This window comes from Shewanella sp. MM_2022_3 (assembly GCF_022557375.1).
Taxonomy (GTDB): Bacteria; Pseudomonadota; Gammaproteobacteria; order Enterobacterales; family Shewanellaceae; genus Shewanella; species Shewanella xiamenensis.
Genome location: NZ_JAKZGV010000037.1, coordinates 1 through 18,979 on the forward strand (window position 1 = coordinate 1; position 18,979 = coordinate 18,979).

Sequence of the window (18,979 nt, forward strand, 5' to 3'; positions counted from 1 at the left end):
GAATATATAGTTATCGTGGTAGCGTTATTGCCGAAAGCTGTTTAATAGCGCGGACCATCTTGGTATTAGTTGCTGCACTTAAACCGTGCGCGTTGGCGCGGTCACAAATATAGCCATTAATTTGGTCTATCTCGGTGAGTCTGTGGTTTGCAACATCTTGGTGCATCGATGAGAAGTTTGCGGCTGTGAGTTCAATCACTCGATAGACGCGCTCCTCTAAGAAGTGCCTGTCGAGCTCAATCCCATCATGTGCGGCAACGTCGACTAATTCATCTAGGATACTAGCAATGGTTTCACTAAACTCAGCTTGAGCCAAAGCGCCGTTGGGGCATTGATGCAGCGCCGTAAGAGGATTGATTGCGGCGTTTACGGCCAGTTTTTGCCAAAGACAGGGGATAATCGCCTCAACCCACTCACTGTTTGGGATGGCATGTAATAGGTTATCTCTAAGCGTTTGTGGTAGCGCCGGGCCAGTAAAATGACCCAACTGGGTTAAGCCTTGGCCGGTTTGCTTAACTTGCCAACATGACTGACGTAATACGCCCTGCGAGGTAGTGCCTAAGCTTAGGCCGCGGCCATTTAACATTGGTGCGAGCGCGAGGTGTGGCCCCATACCATTATGTAATAATAGGATATGACATTGTGGCGATAACTTGTTGAGTAAAGGACCTATCGCATCAATGACTTGATAAGCTTTTACGCACACAATCAACAGTTGTACTTGCTGTAAGTGGGCTTTGTCGGCGCTAAGCAGCGGGACTCGATAGGACACACAGTCAGTAACGGCATCGCTTGGGGACAAAGGGCTAAATACCAAGTCTTGCCAATCAGTTGCTTCAAGGTTTGATACCGAGGAGTCCCGTGCAATTAAGCCTACCGCTAATCCCGCCGAAGACAATTGATGGCAAATCAATTGCCCTACAGCACCTGCGCCTAAAATCGCGATATCAGTGACTTGAGACTCCATAGCTAATGGCACATCTTGGCCTAACATTATTCTTCCTTGAGTTGTGCGGCACTAACATATTTTCGATAGGCCCAAAGACAAAAATAAAACAAGGCAATACCCGCAAAATCAGCCAACACATCACCTATTGAAGCGCTGCGATAGGGGAGGCGGGATTGCACAATCTCAATTAACATCGCGTAAGTTGCAAGTACCAGTGAGAGCCAATACCACTTAGGACGAAAGGCGAGATAGGTCAGATACGAGAGGCAGAAAAAGCTTCCAAGATGGCCTACTTTATCGATATGGGGGATGCTTTGCGAATAGGTTGGTCTGGAGAACACCAGATAACTGATCACGACAAAGGCTACGGCTAAAGCCAGTTTGAATAGGGTGTGTTTAGTTATCACAAATACAATTTGATTATCTTAGTGTGACGCCATAATAGGAAAATGTGTCGCCAAAGTCATCCCTAAGCCGAGTTTTATCTTGCTGGGACAAAGTTAACCTTCAACTTGGGGGAGGGAGTCGGTAAACTATGGGCATTTACAATCACCTAAGGGGCGGCAACTATGCCTTCATTTGATATTGTGTCTGAAGTTGACGAGGTTGAGTTACGTAACGCGGTCGAAAACTCTCGCCGTGAACTCAGCGGCCGATTTGATTTTCGCGGTAAAGATGCCAGCATCGATTACAAAGATCATGTGGTGACGCTCACCGCAGAAGACGATTTCCAGTGCAAACAGTTAGTGGATATTTTACGTACTCAATTGAGCAAGCGTAATGTTGAGCCTTCGACTATGGATGTCGACGAAAAGTCAGTTCACAGTGGCAAGACTTTCTCCCTGAAAGTGCGCTTTAAGCAGGGCATCGAGACGGATATCGCCAAGAAAATCGTTAAGATGGTCAAAGATAGTAAAATTAAAGTGCAATCGCAGATCCAAGGCGACACAGTGCGTGTGACGGGCAAAGCCCGTGATGATTTACAAGCTGTGATGGCGTTAGTGCGTCAAGCCGATCTTGGTCAGCCTTTCCAGTTCAATAACTTCCGCGATTAATCATGAAAATTGGCTTGAGTTCGCGTTAAGCTAACTTAAGCGTGGAAAATACAGTAAGCCCCAAACCTTTACGGTTTGGGGCTTTTTTATATCTGATTATTCTTGGTCTGGTTTGTTACTGACGTGGGGGGCGTATTTATTCACTAAGTGAATAAGTAACAACACAGGAAAGCCAATCACGCTGGCAGCGACAAAGAAGTTCACATAACCATAGGCATCGACATAGGCGCCCGAGAAACCCGCAATAAACTTAGGGAAGAGCAGCATAATCGAAGAGAGCAGGGCGTATTGGGTTGCGCTATAGCCGCTGCTGGTGAGGCTTGATAAATAGGCGATAAAGGCAGCGGTGGCAATCCCCGCACTGAAGTTATCAACCGAAATGGCAAAGGTTAAAAAGCTGACGTTATAACCAATGACCGCTTGCCAAGCAAAGAGCAAATTAGTGACAGCAACCAACAGCGCGCCAAGAAATAATATCTTCATGGTACCAAAGCGGGCTAACAGGACTCCGCCAAAGGCTGCGCCAACCAAGGTCATGATAAGGCCATAGATTTTACTCAGATAAGCAATTTCTTCCTTAGTGAATCCCATGTCCACATAAAACACGTTGGCCATAATTCCCATCACAATATCTGAGATGCGATAGCAGGAAATCAGCAATAAAATTAAGATAGCACTACGGCCATAGCGTTTGAAAAAGTCGATAAAGGGCAGGATGCTGGCGGTATAAATCCACGAGAGAGTCGCAGCTATAGGTTTAGGGTAACGCTCGCTTAAGCGTTGTTTGACCGCTAATTCGGTCTCATCGGCGGCGCGGGTATCGACCTGTGGCTCTTGGCTAAAGAGCGTAGTCAAAACCCCAATAAACATCAGTCCAGCCATGACTAAATAGGAAGTTTGCCAAGCGATTAAGTTATATTCGGTATTACCTGGCTCAACCCAAGCTGCGATGGTCAGCGCGCCTGCGGTCGCCACAATCATGGCGCTGCGATAACCCACCTGATAGGCCGCCGCTAAGGCTGCTTGCATTTTTTCGGGAGCCGATTCAATGCGAAAGGCGTCAATCACGATATCTTGGGTCGCAGACGCAAATGCAACCATTAATGCAAACAAAGCTAAGCGTTCGAGATCTTTAACGGGATCACTAAAAGACATCCCCAAAATTGCACCGACCAGTAACAACTGGGCGAACAACATCCAGCCGCGTCGCCGGCCTAAAAAGCGCGTCAGTAAAGGGAGTGATAATCTATCTACTAACGGTGACCAGGCCCATTTGAAGGCATAGGCTAAGGCTATCCAACTGAAATAACCGATAGAGGTGCGATCGACACCTGCTTCCCGTAACCAAAATGACAAGGTTGAAAAGACTAGCATTAATGGTAGGCCAGCAGAAAAACCGAGTAATAGCAGGATCAAAACGCGTTTATGGTAATAAACACTCAAGGAATCTAAGGTGCGACGAGTAAAACTGGGTACGGACATATGTATTAGCCGAAGAGTCGAATCCGCCTAGCTTACGGGTAAGATGTGGTTAGGTTCAAGGGGCAAGGTATCTCCTTTTGATACTCAGAGCGATTTTGTTTGCAAAAGCTAAAAATAAAAAGACTCAGCAAGCTGAGTCTTTTAAGAAGGGATTGTTCAAGGTCGGATACCGATACAACCCGAGGGCATTTGGCCTCCCAAACAGAGGAAGTCACAGCACGCATGCAACTGCTGACACAGGTACTGATTGCCGCGGATCATCCAGTCTGGCCAATTACTAAAGCTATGGAGCAAGTGCCAAAACACGGTTTCCATTTCTGTTTGCGCTTCACTTGTTGGAATGAGTTGTTGCCATTCTTCAAGTGTGTCCCATAAATAGAGCTGGATCTCGCAGAAATCGAGTTCATCACTCAAAAACGCTTTCCCATATACTGCAAGTTGGGGCGCTTTATTATCGATAAATTCTTCAATCGTCACCCTTGCCTCCTTTCTTTCTGCTTGTACAGTATAGATGCAGGATTAGGGCTTTTGCTCAAATTTTTTTCGATTATTTTTTGGGGAGTAATTTAGCTGTTTTCAATATGATAGGTGTTACTGGCACATCGGGCCAATTCAGTTTGGCATTAGTAGTGGTCTCTACCACTGCCATGGCTTCGAGGACTTGCTTTCCTTCGATCACTTCACCAAATACCGCATATCCCCAACGACGTTTTGATGGGTCAAGCTTTGTATTGTCCGCAACATTAAAATAAAACTGGCGGGTGGCAGAATGGGGCTCATTATCACGCGCCATGGCGATGGTGCCCATGCTATTTGATAAACCATTACCCGACTCGTTGACTATCGGCTTGCCCGCTGGCAACTCTTCTAATTGTGGATTCAGCCCACCGCCTTGCACCACAAAGTCACTGATCACGCGATGGAAAATCGTATTGTTGTACTCGCCTTTGACCACATAGGTGAGGAAGTTATCAACCGTAATCGGCGCGCGAGTTCTATCGAGTTCGACGACAATCTTACCTAAACTCGTATCAAACTCGACCTGTGGATACAAGCTATCGGGTTGAATGTCGATTGCCGCCCAGCTGCTATAACTTGCACAGAGAACTAAAAGTGCGGATATCCAACGAAACATCATTCTTTCCTTAATCATTATAAACTTGCGCAATTATTGTTGTAGAAACTGGTTTAACTCTGGGTCATTTAGAATCTCCCCTGTGAGTTGACCGAGGAGCTTATTCATATCCATTTCTAAGGTGGCAAAGTCAGGAGTTAATGGGCCTTTTAAGACCCCCTTGGCTTTATAGCGTTTGACCAATTCTTGATTGGAATTACGTGCTTGGACTGCGATACGGACGCTGTGTTTGGCTTCGTAGCCAAAGGTCTTTTTGGTGACATCCATCTGTAATTCTTCTAATTGAATTTGAACAGAGTTGGTTGCACTGGGATCGATTTGGTATCCCGCTTGAGTGAAACCGTTACGAAATACTTCGTCGAGCAATAACTTAGGGGGCTCGCTTGGGCCGACTAAACGGGTTTTGGTGCCTTCTTCCATAAAACGCGCAACGTATTCGGCGTTACGAGTGTCGATTGTGTCTAGTGAGATTTGCAGCGGTCTTGAAGTCTGTTGGCTAATATCTGGAACCTGTGGACTAAATGCCATATGAGTCGGATTTTGGCTCGCGCAGCCTACAAAAAGTAAAGGAAAAGTCAGCGTCAATAATAACCGTTTCATGTGGAATCTCATGCTAGTAAAAAGTGGTTACAGCATACCAGAAATCATCTCTGTTGCCACAATGCATAGGTGTTCAGTTTTTGTACAGGGTTGGGGGCTATGATATGACTACCTTATAATAATGGAATATTAACAATATGAAGTACTTAAAAATAAATGTTTGCGTGTTATTTCTCGCTTTATGTGCTGGTTTTGCTGGTAATGCCAATGCCACCGATTCACCCCATGTGTTAGGCGGCAGCTTAGGCTATGGTTCCCAAGAGTTTGAAACTAAAAGCGGTAAATATGATGCGGGTGATACATTTACTGGCGACTTGTATTACCGCTATATGCTCAACGAGCATTTTGGATTTGAAGCGGGATATTTAGCGGGCTCTGGTGGCGTGGCGAGTGCGCTTGTTAGTGCGATCAGTGATATAAAAGACTTAGATTACCAAGGCGTGAGAGCTACTGCTTACGGTGAGTATGCTCTGTCTCGTGGTAATAGTCTGTATGCCAAAGTTGGTGCAGCCTACACTAAAGTGAGTTATGAGTTTGAAAAGCAGGAGATGGATTCGGACGATGTGGGCTTTTACGGCGCTATCGGTTGGCAATATCGTTTTCGCTCTGGCTTTGGGCTAAATCTCGAATACCAATATGTGCCGATGAAAGAGCTAGAGTTACAAGGGGTAAACTTTGGTATCAGCTATCGATTTTAACGACTGAGGTGTTCCACTGGATTCGTCAACATTTGATTAAATAGGTTTGTCTCAACTAAGCGCCTTTGGGCGCTTTTTTAATGGCTTTTTGAGGAAACTAAACCGAACTCCTCTCGGCAACAAAATAACAACAATTTGAGCTTGCACTCTTTTAATGCAATGAATGACAGGTTAGAGTAAAAATTCAACATTAAATAAGAGAGCATAAATGCTCCCTCGAGTGCAAAAGCAAAGGCGAAGTTATGTCTAGGATTATCACCCAAATCGCCCCCGACAGTTTGATCAATGCCAAAGGTCAGCCACATTTTGGTCATTTCGACGGTATAGTCAGTCGCTTAGGTTTAGCGGATTTTGCCTATTTCGATACTATGGATAAGCCCGCATCGGCTTGGGCGAAACGGTTTGACTATAAGCAGTTCCAATTTATTTCTATCGTTACGCCCCGTTATATTATTGGTGTTGCGCTCGCGGATATCGCCTACCTTGGCAGTGGATTTTGTTATTTATACGATGTTAAAAACAATAGGTTAACTCAGCAGGACTGGCTAAAACCCCTTGGGTTTGGCTACCGGATGACGCCTTCTCCAGCCAATGGCACGGCAACCATTGGCGGCAAAGGTAAGCGCATAACCTTTAAAATCCAAGAGGGGAGTTGGCATTTAGTCATTGATACTAAAAGCATTAAAGCCGATTTAACCTTACATGCATTGCCTTTAAGTTTACCTATGGCCATGTGTAGCCCCACGGGATACAACGGCTGGACCTATACCCAAAAACACAATGGTTTGTCGGTCAAAGGACAACTCACCGTAGATCATGAACCGCAGCCATTGAATTTCGCCCTCGCAGGCTATGATTTTTCCGCGGGATTTATGCGCCGAGATACCAGTTGGCGTTGGGCATCGCTGAGTGCGCAAATTGACGACGGAGTGATTGGATTAAATCTTGCTGCGGGCGTGAATGAAACTGGTGCTAATGAAAATGTGTTTTGGATCAATGGTGAGCGGCATTTACTCGGACCAGTACAATTTGAATTTGACCGTCATGGCCACCAGGGCACAGATCTCTGGCGTATTCATAGTCACGATGGCCGCGTCGATTTAGAGTTTACGGCGCGAAATTGCCGCAGTGAGAAACGCAATTTTATCTTGCTGAAGAGTAACTTCCGTCAATATCTGGGGCTTTTTAGCGGTTTTATCATTGACAATCAGGGGCGGAAATTCCAACTCAACAATGTATTGGGATTAACTGAGGATCATTACGCTCGCTGGTAGACCATGGGCAGATTTACGCTTTAATACAATAATAACAATAGGATAAAGGTATATGGATATCGCTGCGTTAATTAATCATCCCGAAGTGCTGTTACTGGTATTGGCTCCACTGTTTTTTGTCTGCATTTTGCTGGAATGGTATTTCGGTGACAGAAGACAAAAACTGCCCGTTAGCGCCCGTTACTATCCAAAGGAAGTGTTGTGTAATTTTAGCCTCGCCGCCATGCACCAAGGAATGGATATTTTGGCGGGCTTGCTGATCGCTAAATTGTATCTTGCGGTATTTGGTTGGAAATTATTCGATATTCAAATGGGGCCATTCAGCTTTGTGCTGCTGATGATTGCCCAAGATTTTTGCTATTACTGGTTCCATCGTGCGAGCCATAGAGTACGGTGGATGTGGGCAGCCCACGTGGTGCACCATAGTTCGGAGAATATGAATTTTAGCACCGCGTTTCGCCAGAGTTTGATGTATCCCTTCGCTGGTATGTGGGTGTTTTGGTTGCCGTTGGTAATTTTGGGTTTCGACCCTAATTGGGTGGTTTTTGTGGTGCTGCTCAATTTGGGATTACAGTTTTTTGTGCACACCCAAGCGGTGAGAAAACTCGGCCCATTGGAATGGCTGTTTAATACGCCTTCCCACCACAGGGTGCACCATGGGCGTAATCCGCAATATATCGATAAAAATTATGCCGGTATCTTGATTATCTGGGACAAACTTTTCGGTACCTTTGTTCCTGAAGAGGAAACCGTGATTTACGGCATCACTAAACCCGTCAACAGTTTTAATCCAATCAAAGTGACCTTTAGCGAATGGCGCGATATGTTTAGTGATGTCACGACTAAGGGGCTGAGCTTTTCAGAGCGGCTTAAGCTGTTATTCGCCCCTCCTGCCAGTCAGCAAAAAGATAAGTGAGTTGCTTAAATTCAGGAATCATCCATCTTCAAATAGTGCAAATGGGTAATTGGAGTCAGATCTTAACCTTGCTAGCCTACTTTTCTTTTTTTGCAAATTAATCGCTGAAAAAATATACAGAATCACGCTTTGGTGGTAATTTTTTGTACAAGTGATTCATCTGAGTAGGTTGTCGTATGGTTGATGAGCCGCATTTAACCTTAGAGGAATTAGCTTGTTTTAGAGAGCTATTTTCCCCCAATCGCATAATCCATAGCACTGAGGACGCTCATCCTGAGCCTTTGGTTAACCATGTATTAACGGTCAAAACCGAGGTGCCACAGGCGCTTGCCTCACTATTGGGTAAGGCCAAGTTGACCCTATTGGCTGAAGTCGGCTCCTATAAGCTCTGGTTTCCCCTTGAGATGCGTCTCGATGATTTTGGCCAATTACAGCCCACTCTTGGGGTGCCTGAAGTGTTAGACGCAAAAGGGGCTGAGCGGAGTTGGCGTTTGACTCAGCCTGAAGATGTGTGGATCTTCGACCAAGATCAGGGCGAACAATGGTCTGTGGTGTCTTTATCGAGTTCTGGCATGGCGATTCGTGCTAAATCACCACAACAGTTTGAACAGTTGGTCGATAGCCAAGAACTGCAATTACAGTTGCCCGATGGTGAAACCATGCGGGTTAAAATCGAGCCTATCCGCCATGAAGAGGGACTGGCGATTGTCAGATTTCAGGCCGAAGCCGAAGAGCGAGAAGCCCTACGTCAATTCCTCTTTAATCGTCACCGCAGTCAATATCCCAAGCTCTATGCCAGCTTGCGCGGATAAGTGAGCCTAGTGGCATAATTCTGTTAGTTAAACTTCAGCCAATTGTTAAAATTTATTCCTCTCTCAGGATCTTTGCCGAACATGTGGCTTTTCCGAGATCCTAACCTGCCAATCTGCTGTGCTATGGATTAGAATAGCCTTGAATTCAAAAACATCAGAGCGAGCGGTATGCACGTACATATTTTAGGAATTTGTGGAACCTTCATGGGTGGTCTTGCACTCTTGGCTAGGGCAAAAGGGCACAGAGTGACAGGCTCGGATGCCAACGTCTATCCACCGATGAGTACGCAGCTTGAAGAGCAAGGTATTGAACTCATTCAAGGTTTTGATCCAAGTCAGTTAGGTGAAGCGGGCAGTTATCCCGATCTTGTGGTGATTGGTAATGCCATGAGCCGAGGTAATCCTTGTGTCGAAGCGGTATTAAACCTTGGGATCCCTTACACCTCTGGACCACAGTTTTTAGCCGATCATATTCTGCCTGAGCGTTGGGTATTAGCCGTATCTGGTACCCATGGAAAAACCTCCACTTCAAGCATGCTGGCGTGGATCTTAGAGGACTGTGGTTATCAACCCGGTTTCTTGATTGGCGGCGTGCCACAAAACTTTGGCGTGTCGGCCCGTTTAGGGGAATCGGCATTTTTTGTGGTCGAAGCCGATGAATACGACAGCGCCTTCTTCGATAAGCGTTCTAAATTTGTGCATTATCATCCCCGTACGCTGGTGATTAATAACCTCGAATTTGACCATGCTGATATTTTTGCCGATTTAGCGGCGATCCAAAAACAGTTCCATCATTTGATCCGAACTGTGCCAGGACAAGGCAAAGTGATTTGGCCAGCCGATTCCCACGCGGTAAAGCAAACCATTGATATGGGCTGCTGGAGCGAACAAGAGACCTTCCATACCACTGATGCGACGAAAGGTTGGCATGCTAAGGCCTTAAGTGATGATTGCCATGAGTTTGAAGTGTTTTTCGATGGCCTGTCCCAAGGCGTGCTCGAATGGACGCTGATTGGTCAGCACAATATCGAAAATGCAGTAATGGCCATCGCAGCCGCGCGCCATGTTGGGGTTAAACCGAGTGCTGCGATTGATGCATTAACCCGCTTTGTACCGCCGAAACGTCGTCTGGAGCTGTTGGGTACTGTCCACGGCGTCAGCGTATACGATGATTTCGCCCACCATCCAACGGCGATTGCGACCACTATTAAGGGCATGCGTGCTAAGGTCGGTCAAAGCAAAATCACTATCGTATTAGAGCCGCGCTCAAACACAATGAAGAGTGGGGTGCACAAAGACACGCTGGCTTATTCCATGCTGCAAGCGGACGAGGCCTTTTTATATCAAGCCGATACTATCGATTGGAATATGAAAGAGGCGATGGAAGCGGCGGTGATCCCTGTGACTGTTCTGCATCAAATTGATGATGTTGTGGCTAAAGTATCTGCCTCGGCAAAAGCGGGTGACACTATCGTGGTGATGAGTAACGGTGGCTTTGGCGGCTTACATAAGAAACTGTTGGCGGCGCTCGAAGTCACCCCTCAGTTTGTTCAGCAGGCGGACTAATATGGCCTACGCCAAATCAGAGAAAGCCATTAGCTTAGCCTGGACGGGAGCCTCGGGCGCGCCTTATGGCTTGAAATTATTAGAATGTTTGCTGGCCTCTGGCTATCAAGTATTTCTAATGATCTCGAGCGCCGCACGTGTGGTGCTGGCCACTGAACATGGCCTGCAGCTCAGTGCTAATAGCGATAAAGCTAAGGCACAATTGCTCGATGTGCTAGCAAAGAAGCAGATAACCTTATCTGGCGAGTTAGTGGTATTAGGCAAGGATGAGTGGTTTTCGCCGCCAGCTTCGGGCAGTGCCGCACCTAAACAAATGGTGATTTGCCCTTGTTCGACGGGGACTCTCGCGGCTGTTGCGACGGGAATGAGCAATAATTTGCTCGAACGTGCGGCGGATGTGGTGTTAAAAGAACGTGGTCAACTGATCCTCGTTCCGCGGGAAACTCCTTTTAATGCCATACACTTAGAGCATATGCTCAACCTATCGCGCTTAGGTGTCACTATTATGCCTGCGGCGCCTGGCTTTTATCACAATCCCAAATCGGTTGAAGATCTGGTAGACTTCATGGTCGCTCGAATCCTCGATCATTTGGGCGTTGACCATGCATTAACGAGTCGTTGGGGTTATGACAAACACTCCCCTACTGACATCGACAATTGAGACTGATATGAAACACACCACCGAAGTGATGATCTCCGCTGAAGAGATTAGCCAAAAATTGGATCAAATGGCTGAGCAAATCAATGCCCACTATGCCAACAGCGAGCGTTTGCTGATGGTGGGATTATTAAAAGGCTCAGTCGTATTTATGGCTGATCTGTGCCGCCGTATTAAAGGCCATGTTGAAGTCGATTTTATGTCGGTTTCGAGTTATGGCAATTCCATGACCAGCTCACGGGATGTGAAAGTGCTGAAGGATGTGCAATCGGATATCGCGGGCCGCGACGTGCTGATTGTGGAAGACTTGATTGACTCGGGCAACACCTTAAACAAAGTGCGCGAAATGCTGTTATTGCGTGAGCCAAAGAGCTTAGCCCTGTGCACTCTGTTGGATAAACCTGAGCGCCGTGAAGTGGATGTCAAAGTCGACTTTATCGGTTTTACTATCCCAGATGAGTTTATTGTGGGTTACGGCATCGATTATGCTGAGCAATATCGCAACTTACCTTATATCGCCAAAGTGGTGCCGCTCGAATAAGCTCAGATGCGTTATGACTCAAACTCCCGCCTAGGCGGGAGTTTTGTTTTGTGTAGAAAGTTGGTCACACGAATGCGATTTGGTGTAACTGACCTATGTATGGTGCTCTATTAGTTATTTTTAATAAATTAATAACTATTTTTTCAATCAATTAGAGTCATAATTCGTTTTTATACAGCTTAGCGTATTGCATTTGCTGTTTTCGTCACCATTTTAGTATTTCGTTTATTCTTTCAGGATCAGGTAGCACTATGGCCAAGCATGCCCATGCTCTCGTACTCGAGGGGCTAAAAAAAACCTACAAAGGCGGTGTAGAAGCGGTAAAGGGCATTAGCCTTACCGTTGAACAGGGAGACTTTTTTGCACTGTTAGGCCCTAACGGCGCGGGTAAGTCGACTACCATTGGGATTATCAGCTCCTTAGTGCAGAAAACCGCTGGCTCTGTGCAGGTTTTTGATTTTGATATCGATAAGCAACTCGAGGAAGCCAAGCTGTGCATAGGTTTAGTGCCACAGGAATTTAACTTCAACCAGTTTGAAACTGTGCTGCAAATTGTGGTGAATCAGGCGGGTTATTATGGCGTACCTAAGGCCGTTGCTCTTGAGCGAGCCCAAAAATACTTAAGCCAGCTGGATTTGTGGGAGAAGCGTAATAGTCAGTCCCGCACCTTGTCGGGGGGGATGAAGCGGCGGTTAATGATTGCCCGCGCCCTGATGCACGAACCTAACTTACTGATCTTAGATGAACCAACTGCGGGGGTCGATATTGAGCTACGACGCTCAATGTGGGAATTCCTCAAGCAAATTAATCAGCAGGGTGTGACTATCATACTGACCACCCACTATCTTGAAGAAGCTGAAATGCTGTGTCGCAATATCGGCATTATCGATAAGGGCGTGCTGGTGGAGTGTACTAGCATGAAGACCTTGCTGAGTAAGCTGAATCTTGAAACCTTTATCCTCGACCTTCGCCGCGATATCAATGTCGCGCCAATACTCGATGGCATGGTGTGTCGTTTAACCGATCCGCATACCTTAGAGGTCGATGTGGCAAAGGAGCACAATCTCAACGATGTGTTTACCCAATTAACCGCGGCCAATGTGGAAGTGTTGTCGATGCGCAATAAGTCCAATCGGTTAGAAGAATTGTTTGTGGAGTTAGTGAAGAAAACCCAAGGAGCTAAGGCATGAAACAGCTGTATTTTATCGCCTTCAAAAGCATATTAACCAAGGAAATCAATCGTTTTACTCGGATCTGGATCCAGACTTTAGTTCCGCCTGCAATCACTATGACCTTGTATTTTTTGATTTTTGGTAACTTGGTCGGTAGCCGCATTGGTGATATGGGGGGGGTATCTTATATGGAGTTTATCGCGCCAGGCCTAATCATGATGTCGGTGATCACTAACTCCTATTCGAATGTGGCGAGTTCTTTTTATAGCGCGAAATTTCAGCGCAATCTCGAGGAGTTAATGGTCGCGCCCGTGCCTCACTATGTGATGATTGCAGGCTATGTGGGTGGCGGTGTCGCTCGGGGGTTATGCGTTGGTTTAATCGTCACGCTAGTCGCCATGTTCTTTGTCGACATCAGTTTGCACCATGCAGGCTTAGTCGTCATGACGGTATTTTTAACCTCAGTGTTATTCTCCTTAGGGGGATTAATTAATGCGGTATTTGCCAAGAGTTTCGATGATATCAGCATCATCCCGACGTTTGTGCTCACGCCATTAACTTACCTTGGTGGAGTATTCTATTCACTGTCGTTACTGCCATCCTTTTGGCAAGGCGTTTCGGCACTCAACCCTGTGGTCTATATGATCAACGTCTTCCGTTACGGTTTCTTAGGTTTTGCCGATATCAGCATTCCGCTTTCTATTGGCATCATGGTGGGCTTTTGCGCTGTACTTTGGGGTGTTGCGTATTACCTTATTTCAAGAGGTATAGGGCTGCGTTCGTAATCCGGTTCTTGTTGATACCATCAATGTCTCACGTATTCCAGGACGGGACATTGAATAATAAAAAGGGAGTCATTTAGACTCCCTTTTGTTTGCTTACTTATGTGAACAGATTACTTCATACGACGACGCATTGCCGCCAGAGGTAATAACAACGCCGTTAACCAACCCAGCGCACCGCCGGAGGTACCGCCAGCATTGTTTGCTTTTGTTGTTTTAACTGTCACTGTTGATGTACCAGTATTACTATCATCTACCCCATCAGATGCGACAACGGTAAATGTGTAAACGTTGTCACCTGCAGGGGCTGTAAATCCAAGTTTATCTGAGCCGTTAACAAAACTTATTGCAGGACCAGATGTTTGCTTCCAAGTGTAAGTTAAAGTATCGCCATCAGCATCTTTACCATTTGCTAGCAAGGCTACATATGAGTTCTCAGTAGCATTTGCACTGGTAGGAGAGACTGTTGGCTTAGTGTTATTAATCAACACTGTCACTTTGGCTGGTGCAGAAGCATTCCCCATCGTATCTAGAGCAATAACTTCAACTTCCATAGTTTTGCTTTGCTGATTAATTACAGCGTCGTCACTTAAGCGTACTGTTCCATCTTTAGCAACTAAAACCATACTGCTATTCGAGCCTGTAGTCACAAATTCGGAGAACGGGCTTGTCAGCATATCAGGGTCAGTCGCTTTTATTTGTCCTAATACGGTTCCAGCAGCAGTACCTTTCTTAACTGATAGTGTTAAGTTTTCTACCGTTGGCGCTGAGTTACCTTCATCAGTGGTATTAGCCACAACAGACATAGAGCCTGAGTCCGACAGGAACATAAAGCCTTTAGCGTTATCACCAACTTGAGCTTCTAAAATCGCACTTTCACCTGGTTTGAGTTCAGTGACTTCTTTTCCATCGCTATCCACTAACATGGCTGATGTTCCTGAGCCATCAAGTACAAGCGATGCAACAACACTGTCTTCATCACCAGAAGGTGTCGGAGCCCAATCACTGTCTTCTACACGGTAACGAACTTTAATGGTTTTACCTAAGTCTGCTTCAGTTAACCCCATGTCTTCAAAACACACTTTGCTGGTTAGGAAGTCATTACCTGTGACGTGGAAAACAGGCTCAAGCGTACCTGATGAGGTGCCATATTTAGCCACTAAACCATAGATTGATCTTGGATAGGCATCATTAAACCAGTTTAGGTTTGCGGTTGCTGCTGTGTAGTCCCAAACACCGTCATTGTTGAGGTCATAGTCTACGTCATAACTGGCCACTAACGCATGAACGATAGGATCGCGCATTTGTAAGGTGTTATAGATTGCAATGCCAGTATCACATGAGCTACTGAGCAACAGTTCACTCGATGCATTTAACAAGTCATGGCGTTTAGATTCGTCGACAGGGCTTGTTGCGATCAATGGAGCTGTAAATGGATCGGTAATTGAGGTTGCACCAACGTTGGTTAGTGTACGAACTAAACCGTCTTCAGTGACTTCAGTTTCAACTGAAATTGCCGCCGCTGCTTTAGGTAACACGTGGTATACCAAGTGGAGTGCTTTTGATTCACCATCCATAAACTCAATTGCACCATCGTATTCAGATAGCGTCAGTGCTACTGATGCATCTGCAGCAGTTCCGTCTAGTTCATATGATGAGGTTAGCGTCCATTCTGGCAACTTAGTCGGATCAATTGTCGCAGTAACATCAAAATCAACGGTTTGTCCGGCAGGAATAGTGACACTGGCTGGTAATGCAAAACTTAAGGCGCCTGAATCAAGATCGTTTTGGAAACGTTGATCGACTTTTAAGGTGTAAGTTTTTTCAGCTGCAGAGAAGTTTTTAACAGTAACTGTCTTAGTGATTGATGTGGTTTTGTTGAGCGCTAATAAGCCAAAGGCTAACGCCGCTTGTTTGGTGTCTTTATTCCAAGCCGCAACGGGCAGATTAATGGCTTTTTCTACGTCAACTAAACCTGAACCGATATAGCTGATAGGTGCAAGCTCTGTATCAGGGTTGATTTCTTTAGGTTCCAGCGTTACATCAAGGTTAGCCGCGTTCATGATGGTCGCTTTTACCTCAAATGCATTGCGATGAGGTAAGGCTTCACGAATGATACTCACTGCACCAGCTGTAATCGGGCTAGAGAATGATGTGCCGCTGATTGGACTTAATCCTTCACCTAATCCTGGGTGTGCGGTGAGAATATCAGTACCAGGTGCGGTGATCTCAGGTTTTAAGGTTCCGCCGATTGATGGACCTCTTGACGTAAAGGTCGCAATGGCACCTGCGGTAGTGACTTCAGTTGATGTAATACTAAATGGAACATCGCCAGATGCGAGTGCAGCTTTGATTGCATCGCCATCTTCCTTAGAAACCATTACCGAAGGAATGGTGATCTTGTCGTCGGTCCCGCCCATCACAATCGCACCAGCATTGGCTGCGTTGTTAGCCACAATAACAAATGAGGCTCCTTTTAGTTGAGCATTTAGTACCTTAACTGTAAAACCACAGGTTCCGCGGTCAATTAGTACCGTTTTGCCTGTTAAATCTTCAGTATAAGCCGCGCAGCCATTTTTATTGGCAGCGGGGTAAACAATCGGTGCAACGGTATTTGTGAAGCTATAAGCATTGGATTTATTAAATCCAGCACCAATTGCTGTGACTGTATTACCCGCTATGGATGCTTCAATTTTGCCAACTTTAGTCGTTGGATGTGTCATTGCGCCAACGGAAAGAGCGCTATTAGTGGTACTTGGGCCACCGACCACAAAAGGTGTTGGACCATCGTTACCGGCTGAGATCACAAGGTTTACACCTAGTTTGACCATTTCATTGATCATGGCTTGAACGGCGCCGTCCTCAACATCACCAAAATCACCGCCTAACGACATGTTAACAGTGTCGACGCGATCGCTGATGTCTCCATCACCGTTTGGATCCATAGAGGCTTCAAGCGCGTTTAATTGAGCGATACCAGAACAGCCAGAGTTACATACTGAATATACGAGCAGCTCAACATCTGGAGCTATTCCAACAACAGAATGGCTTACATGAGTACCATGATTGGTTGTGACATCAATTGGGTTTGGATCATTATTAACAAAGTCCCAACCTCCAATGACTTTGCCTTGTGGCCAGTTTGGCATTTCACTTTTTGCTGCGACGGCTGCTTTGTAGTCAGCAACTAATCCTGAGCCACCTAAGGCTTTGTGGGTATAGTCAACGCCAGTATCGAGCACGGCCACTCGTTGACCTTTACCCGAAGCAATACCCGCATCAATAACCGCTTTTGCTTTGATGTATTCAGCGCTTGCGGCAACATCTAGTTTGTAGTCATAGATTGGCAGAATAGCCGCTACTTCAGCGTTGTTAAGCAGGGATGCAATTTGCTTATGATTACCTTCCACAACAATCGAGTTTACTAATTTTGACGTTGTTGCAACGATTTTTAAATCAGCATCCATGCTGTTAATTGCATTTTTGACTTTGGTTTGAGAGCTTTCAATTTGGCTCATGACCGATTGCTTATTAAATCCCTTTAGCTGGCTTTGTTGCGCAAGAGAAGGTGCCTTTAATTTTACCATCCAAGCTACAGCTTGTTTTTGTTCGTTACTATCATTTTTAGTAACGCTTAAGCCTGCATACTTATCAGTTGTTTGATTGGTTGTATTGTACTGAGCAGTTGTACCTGCAACAGCAGCACTTGATAATAGTGCCGCGGAGATAGCGATAGATAGTTTTGTCTTCACAACTTCATTCCTTGTCAATTAATGCTTGTAGTGCAAAATTAATCGCACTTGTAGCTAAATTGTTATAATTATGCTGCGCATTTTATGGCTAGCAATGGAGTTGTAACACAAAAATATCGTACGGTTAACACTTTTGAAGTAAAAAAGACTTAAGTCATACTTTTGCAATATATCGTTCTGTTTGTTGAGCTTTATATTCGTGGGTTGATTAAGGCTTTACTGCCCGTGTAATCGGGTTTTGCAGGCTGATCAGGGTTTCAGTCGATTGAATTTCGTCGATTGATTGGATGCGGTTAATCAGCACATGTTGCAGGCCATCGATGGATTGGCACATGACTTTGACAAAAATGCTGTAGTTGCCAGTGGTATAGTAGGCTTCAACCACTTCTTCTAGGGCGTTTAGCTTGGCGATGGCGGCGGGGTAGTCGCCAGCACTTTTGAGATTAATTCCAATAAAACAGCAGACATCGTAACCTAGCGCCTTGGGATTGATGGTGATCTGGGCACCCGTGATAATCCCCGCTTGTTTCATTTTCTCGACACGCACATGAATGGTACCCGCACTCACGCCGAAACGTTTGGCAAGTTCGGCAAAAGGTGTGCGCGCGTCTTGCATTAAGGCTTCGAGGATATGGTTATCTAGCTGATCACGCTGAAATGCGGTTTCCATAAATAAACTCTCTATAACATAATGAATTGTCATAAAGTTACGTTTTTTTATAGGGAATGGCTACTGCTTTTGCGTTTTTTAATTGTTTTTAGTGATCATTGCTCACCTTCTGGTTCGCAAAAGGAGGCATTAGCGCTGAATGTCATAGGTTCACCCGTATATGGGTGTTTGATCGTAAGCTCTGCGGCGTGGAGTAATAATCGCGGTGCTAAGGATTTGGCCAGTGGATCGGCGTAAAAGCCATCGCCTAGGATAGGATGGCCGAGTGCCATCATATGTACTCTGAGTTGGTGTGAGCGCCCAGTAATCGGCTTGAGTTTAACCAGCGTCGAGCGCTTGGCGCGGCTTAACACTTCAAAATGGGTCAATGATGGCTTGCCAATGTCGTGGTCAACTTTCTGTTTTGGGCGATTGGGCCAGTCGCAGATCAGCGGATAATCTACGCTACCCGTATCGTTTTTGATGTGGCCAGCGACTCTGGCGAGATAGGTTTTGCTGGTTTCTCTATCATGAAACTGGCGTTTTAATTCGCGTTCGGCGCTACGAATGAGCGCAACCACTATTACACCTGAGGTCGCCATATCAAGGCGATGGACGATTTGGCAATGCGGATGCTCAGCTTTTACTCGGGCGTACACACTGTCGTAATGGGCGGGATCGCGACCAGGCACTGATAACAACCCCGAAGGCTTGTTGACGACGATAATGTCTTTATCTTGGTAAAGCACATCGAGCCAGGGAGTTGTTGGTGGTTGGTAAATAAAATCAGTCATAATCGCGCCTATTCAATAATGCGCGGCAAAGATACTCCGCTAGGCTCTGGGGTGCAAGTTTGTTGTCTCTCCTCCTCCTTATCTCGCCTTGCTTTAATCCAGCGAAAAATGATTTGCAGATAGAGCTGGATTTGAGTTTTTGTT

The 18,979-nt window shown here is 45.8% G+C and carries 19 protein-coding genes; 10 read left to right on the plus strand and 9 right to left on the minus strand.

Annotation, left to right across the window (positions count from 1 at the left end):
• Positions 1 to 10 precede the first annotated feature (10 nt).
• Positions 11 to 994, minus strand: a complete 984-nt coding sequence (locus tag MMG82_RS15900) for a 2-dehydropantoate 2-reductase (RefSeq protein WP_156143213.1) — start codon at positions 992 to 994, stop codon at positions 11 to 13.
• Entirely contained in the window at positions 994 to 1,356 is a 363-nt protein-coding gene (locus MMG82_RS15905) for a VanZ family protein (RefSeq protein WP_037422291.1), read from the minus strand. The genes MMG82_RS15900 and MMG82_RS15905 overlap by 1 nt, the downstream gene beginning before the upstream one ends.
• 162 nt (positions 1,357 to 1,518) lie before the next feature.
• On the opposite strand from MMG82_RS15905, the gene MMG82_RS15910 reads away from it, so the two are divergent.
• Entirely contained in the window at positions 1,519 to 2,004 is a 486-nt protein-coding gene (locus MMG82_RS15910; RefSeq protein ID WP_011073585.1) for a YajQ family cyclic di-GMP-binding protein, read from the plus strand.
• 96 nt (positions 2,005 to 2,100) lie between these two features.
• Here the strand turns inward: MMG82_RS15910 and MMG82_RS15915 are convergent, their stop codons facing one another.
• From MMG82_RS15915 to MMG82_RS15930, 4 genes are all read right to left on the minus strand, one after another.
• Positions 2,101 to 3,486 (minus strand): MFS transporter, encoded by a 1,386-nt coding sequence (locus MMG82_RS15915; protein ID WP_047539452.1) that lies wholly within the window; start codon positions 3,484 to 3,486, stop codon positions 2,101 to 2,103.
• A gap of 156 nt (positions 3,487 to 3,642) precedes the next feature.
• Positions 3,643 to 3,963 (minus strand): hypothetical protein, encoded by a 321-nt coding sequence (locus MMG82_RS15920; RefSeq protein WP_047539454.1) that lies wholly within the window; start codon positions 3,961 to 3,963, stop codon positions 3,643 to 3,645.
• Positions 3,964 to 4,033: 70 nt separating this feature from the next.
• Positions 4,034 to 4,621 carry a peptidylprolyl isomerase gene (locus tag MMG82_RS15925; RefSeq protein WP_011073582.1) on the minus strand — a complete coding sequence of 196 codons (588 nt, stop codon included), beginning with the start codon at positions 4,619 to 4,621 and terminating at the stop codon, positions 4,034 to 4,036.
• Positions 4,622 to 4,654: 33 nt separating this feature from the next.
• Entirely contained in the window at positions 4,655 to 5,221 is a 567-nt protein-coding gene (locus MMG82_RS15930) for a YajG family lipoprotein (RefSeq protein ID WP_037421857.1), read from the minus strand.
• A 137-nt stretch (positions 5,222 to 5,358) separates the two neighbouring features.
• Between MMG82_RS15930 and MMG82_RS15935 the strand changes: the two genes are divergently transcribed.
• The 9 genes from MMG82_RS15935 to MMG82_RS15975 all read left to right on the plus strand — a co-directional run bounded on the left by MMG82_RS15935 (position 5,359) and on the right by MMG82_RS15975 (position 13,643).
• On the plus strand, positions 5,359 to 5,919 hold the full coding sequence (locus tag MMG82_RS15935) for a porin family protein (protein WP_047539456.1): 561 nt from the start codon (positions 5,359 to 5,361) through the stop codon (positions 5,917 to 5,919).
• A 242-nt stretch (positions 5,920 to 6,161) separates the two neighbouring features.
• Positions 6,162 to 7,193 carry a DUF2804 domain-containing protein gene (locus tag MMG82_RS15940; RefSeq protein ID WP_047539459.1) on the plus strand — a complete coding sequence of 344 codons (1,032 nt, stop codon included), beginning with the start codon at positions 6,162 to 6,164 and terminating at the stop codon, positions 7,191 to 7,193.
• A gap of 52 nt (positions 7,194 to 7,245) precedes the next feature.
• Complete coding sequence (locus tag MMG82_RS15945; RefSeq protein WP_047539461.1) at positions 7,246 to 8,109, plus strand: sterol desaturase family protein; 864 nt, start codon at positions 7,246 to 7,248, stop codon at positions 8,107 to 8,109.
• 176 nt (positions 8,110 to 8,285) lie between these two features.
• On the plus strand, positions 8,286 to 8,921 hold the full coding sequence (locus MMG82_RS15950) for a hypothetical protein (RefSeq protein WP_047539463.1): 636 nt from the start codon (positions 8,286 to 8,288) through the stop codon (positions 8,919 to 8,921).
• A 168-nt stretch (positions 8,922 to 9,089) separates the two neighbouring features.
• On the plus strand, positions 9,090 to 10,487 hold the full coding sequence (gene mpl, locus MMG82_RS15955) for a UDP-N-acetylmuramate:L-alanyl-gamma-D-glutamyl-meso-diaminopimelate ligase (protein ID WP_241407089.1): 1,398 nt from the start codon (positions 9,090 to 9,092) through the stop codon (positions 10,485 to 10,487).
• Between the two features lies 1 nt (position 10,488).
• Complete coding sequence (locus MMG82_RS15960) at positions 10,489 to 11,148, plus strand: flavin prenyltransferase UbiX (RefSeq protein WP_241407090.1); 660 nt, start codon at positions 10,489 to 10,491, stop codon at positions 11,146 to 11,148.
• 7 nt (positions 11,149 to 11,155) lie between these two features.
• Positions 11,156 to 11,686, plus strand: coding sequence for a hypoxanthine phosphoribosyltransferase (hpt, locus tag MMG82_RS15965; protein WP_241407091.1), 531 nt, complete (start codon positions 11,156 to 11,158; stop codon positions 11,684 to 11,686).
• Between the two features lie 251 nt (positions 11,687 to 11,937).
• A complete protein-coding gene (locus MMG82_RS15970) occupies positions 11,938 to 12,876 on the plus strand; it encodes an ABC transporter ATP-binding protein (RefSeq protein ID WP_208661758.1) in 939 nt (312 codons plus the stop codon).
• Entirely contained in the window at positions 12,873 to 13,643 is a 771-nt protein-coding gene (locus tag MMG82_RS15975; protein WP_011715945.1) for an ABC transporter permease, read from the plus strand. Before MMG82_RS15970 ends, MMG82_RS15975 begins: the two co-directional genes overlap by 4 nt.
• 110 nt (positions 13,644 to 13,753) lie before the next feature.
• Here MMG82_RS15975 and MMG82_RS15980 read toward each other — a convergent pair whose 3' ends face one another.
• The 3 genes from MMG82_RS15980 to rluA all read right to left on the minus strand — a co-directional run bounded on the left by MMG82_RS15980 (position 13,754) and on the right by rluA (position 18,835).
• Positions 13,754 to 17,392, minus strand: a complete 3,639-nt coding sequence (locus MMG82_RS15980; RefSeq protein ID WP_241407092.1) for a S8 family serine peptidase — start codon at positions 17,390 to 17,392, stop codon at positions 13,754 to 13,756.
• Positions 17,393 to 17,600: 208 nt separating this feature from the next.
• A complete protein-coding gene (gene asnC / locus MMG82_RS15985; RefSeq protein WP_011073571.1) occupies positions 17,601 to 18,062 on the minus strand; it encodes a transcriptional regulator AsnC in 462 nt (153 codons plus the stop codon).
• A 95-nt stretch (positions 18,063 to 18,157) separates the two neighbouring features.
• Complete coding sequence (gene rluA, locus MMG82_RS15990; protein ID WP_088586733.1) at positions 18,158 to 18,835, minus strand: bifunctional tRNA pseudouridine(32) synthase/23S rRNA pseudouridine(746) synthase RluA; 678 nt, start codon at positions 18,833 to 18,835, stop codon at positions 18,158 to 18,160.
• Positions 18,836 to 18,979 lie beyond the last annotated feature (144 nt).

Coding starts and splice junctions, on each gene's coding strand:
- MMG82_RS15960 (WP_241407090.1), top strand. CDS start 10,489: ATGGCCTACGCCAAATCAGAGAAAGCCATTAGCTTAGCCTGGACGGGA.
- rluA (WP_088586733.1), bottom strand. CDS start 18,835: ATGACTGATTTTATTTACCAACCACCAACAACTCCCTGGCTCGATGTG.
- asnC (WP_011073571.1), bottom strand. CDS start 18,062: ATGGAAACCGCATTTCAGCGTGATCAGCTAGATAACCATATCCTCGAA.
- MMG82_RS15970 (WP_208661758.1), top strand. CDS start 11,938: ATGGCCAAGCATGCCCATGCTCTCGTACTCGAGGGGCTAAAAAAAACC.
- MMG82_RS15935 (WP_047539456.1), top strand. CDS start 5,359: ATGAAGTACTTAAAAATAAATGTTTGCGTGTTATTTCTCGCTTTATGT.
- MMG82_RS15925 (WP_011073582.1), bottom strand. CDS start 4,621: ATGTTTCGTTGGATATCCGCACTTTTAGTTCTCTGTGCAAGTTATAGC.
- MMG82_RS15950 (WP_047539463.1), top strand. CDS start 8,286: ATGGTTGATGAGCCGCATTTAACCTTAGAGGAATTAGCTTGTTTTAGA.
- hpt (WP_241407091.1), top strand. CDS start 11,156: ATGAAACACACCACCGAAGTGATGATCTCCGCTGAAGAGATTAGCCAA.
- MMG82_RS15915 (WP_047539452.1), bottom strand. CDS start 3,486: ATGTCCGTACCCAGTTTTACTCGTCGCACCTTAGATTCCTTGAGTGTT.
- MMG82_RS15945 (WP_047539461.1), top strand. CDS start 7,246: ATGGATATCGCTGCGTTAATTAATCATCCCGAAGTGCTGTTACTGGTA.
- MMG82_RS15930 (WP_037421857.1), bottom strand. CDS start 5,221: ATGAAACGGTTATTATTGACGCTGACTTTTCCTTTACTTTTTGTAGGC.
- MMG82_RS15940 (WP_047539459.1), top strand. CDS start 6,162: ATGTCTAGGATTATCACCCAAATCGCCCCCGACAGTTTGATCAATGCC.
- mpl (WP_241407089.1), top strand. CDS start 9,090: ATGCACGTACATATTTTAGGAATTTGTGGAACCTTCATGGGTGGTCTT.
- MMG82_RS15910 (WP_011073585.1), top strand. CDS start 1,519: ATGCCTTCATTTGATATTGTGTCTGAAGTTGACGAGGTTGAGTTACGT.
- MMG82_RS15900 (WP_156143213.1), bottom strand. CDS start 994: ATGTTAGGCCAAGATGTGCCATTAGCTATGGAGTCTCAAGTCACTGAT.
- MMG82_RS15975 (WP_011715945.1), top strand. CDS start 12,873: ATGAAACAGCTGTATTTTATCGCCTTCAAAAGCATATTAACCAAGGAA.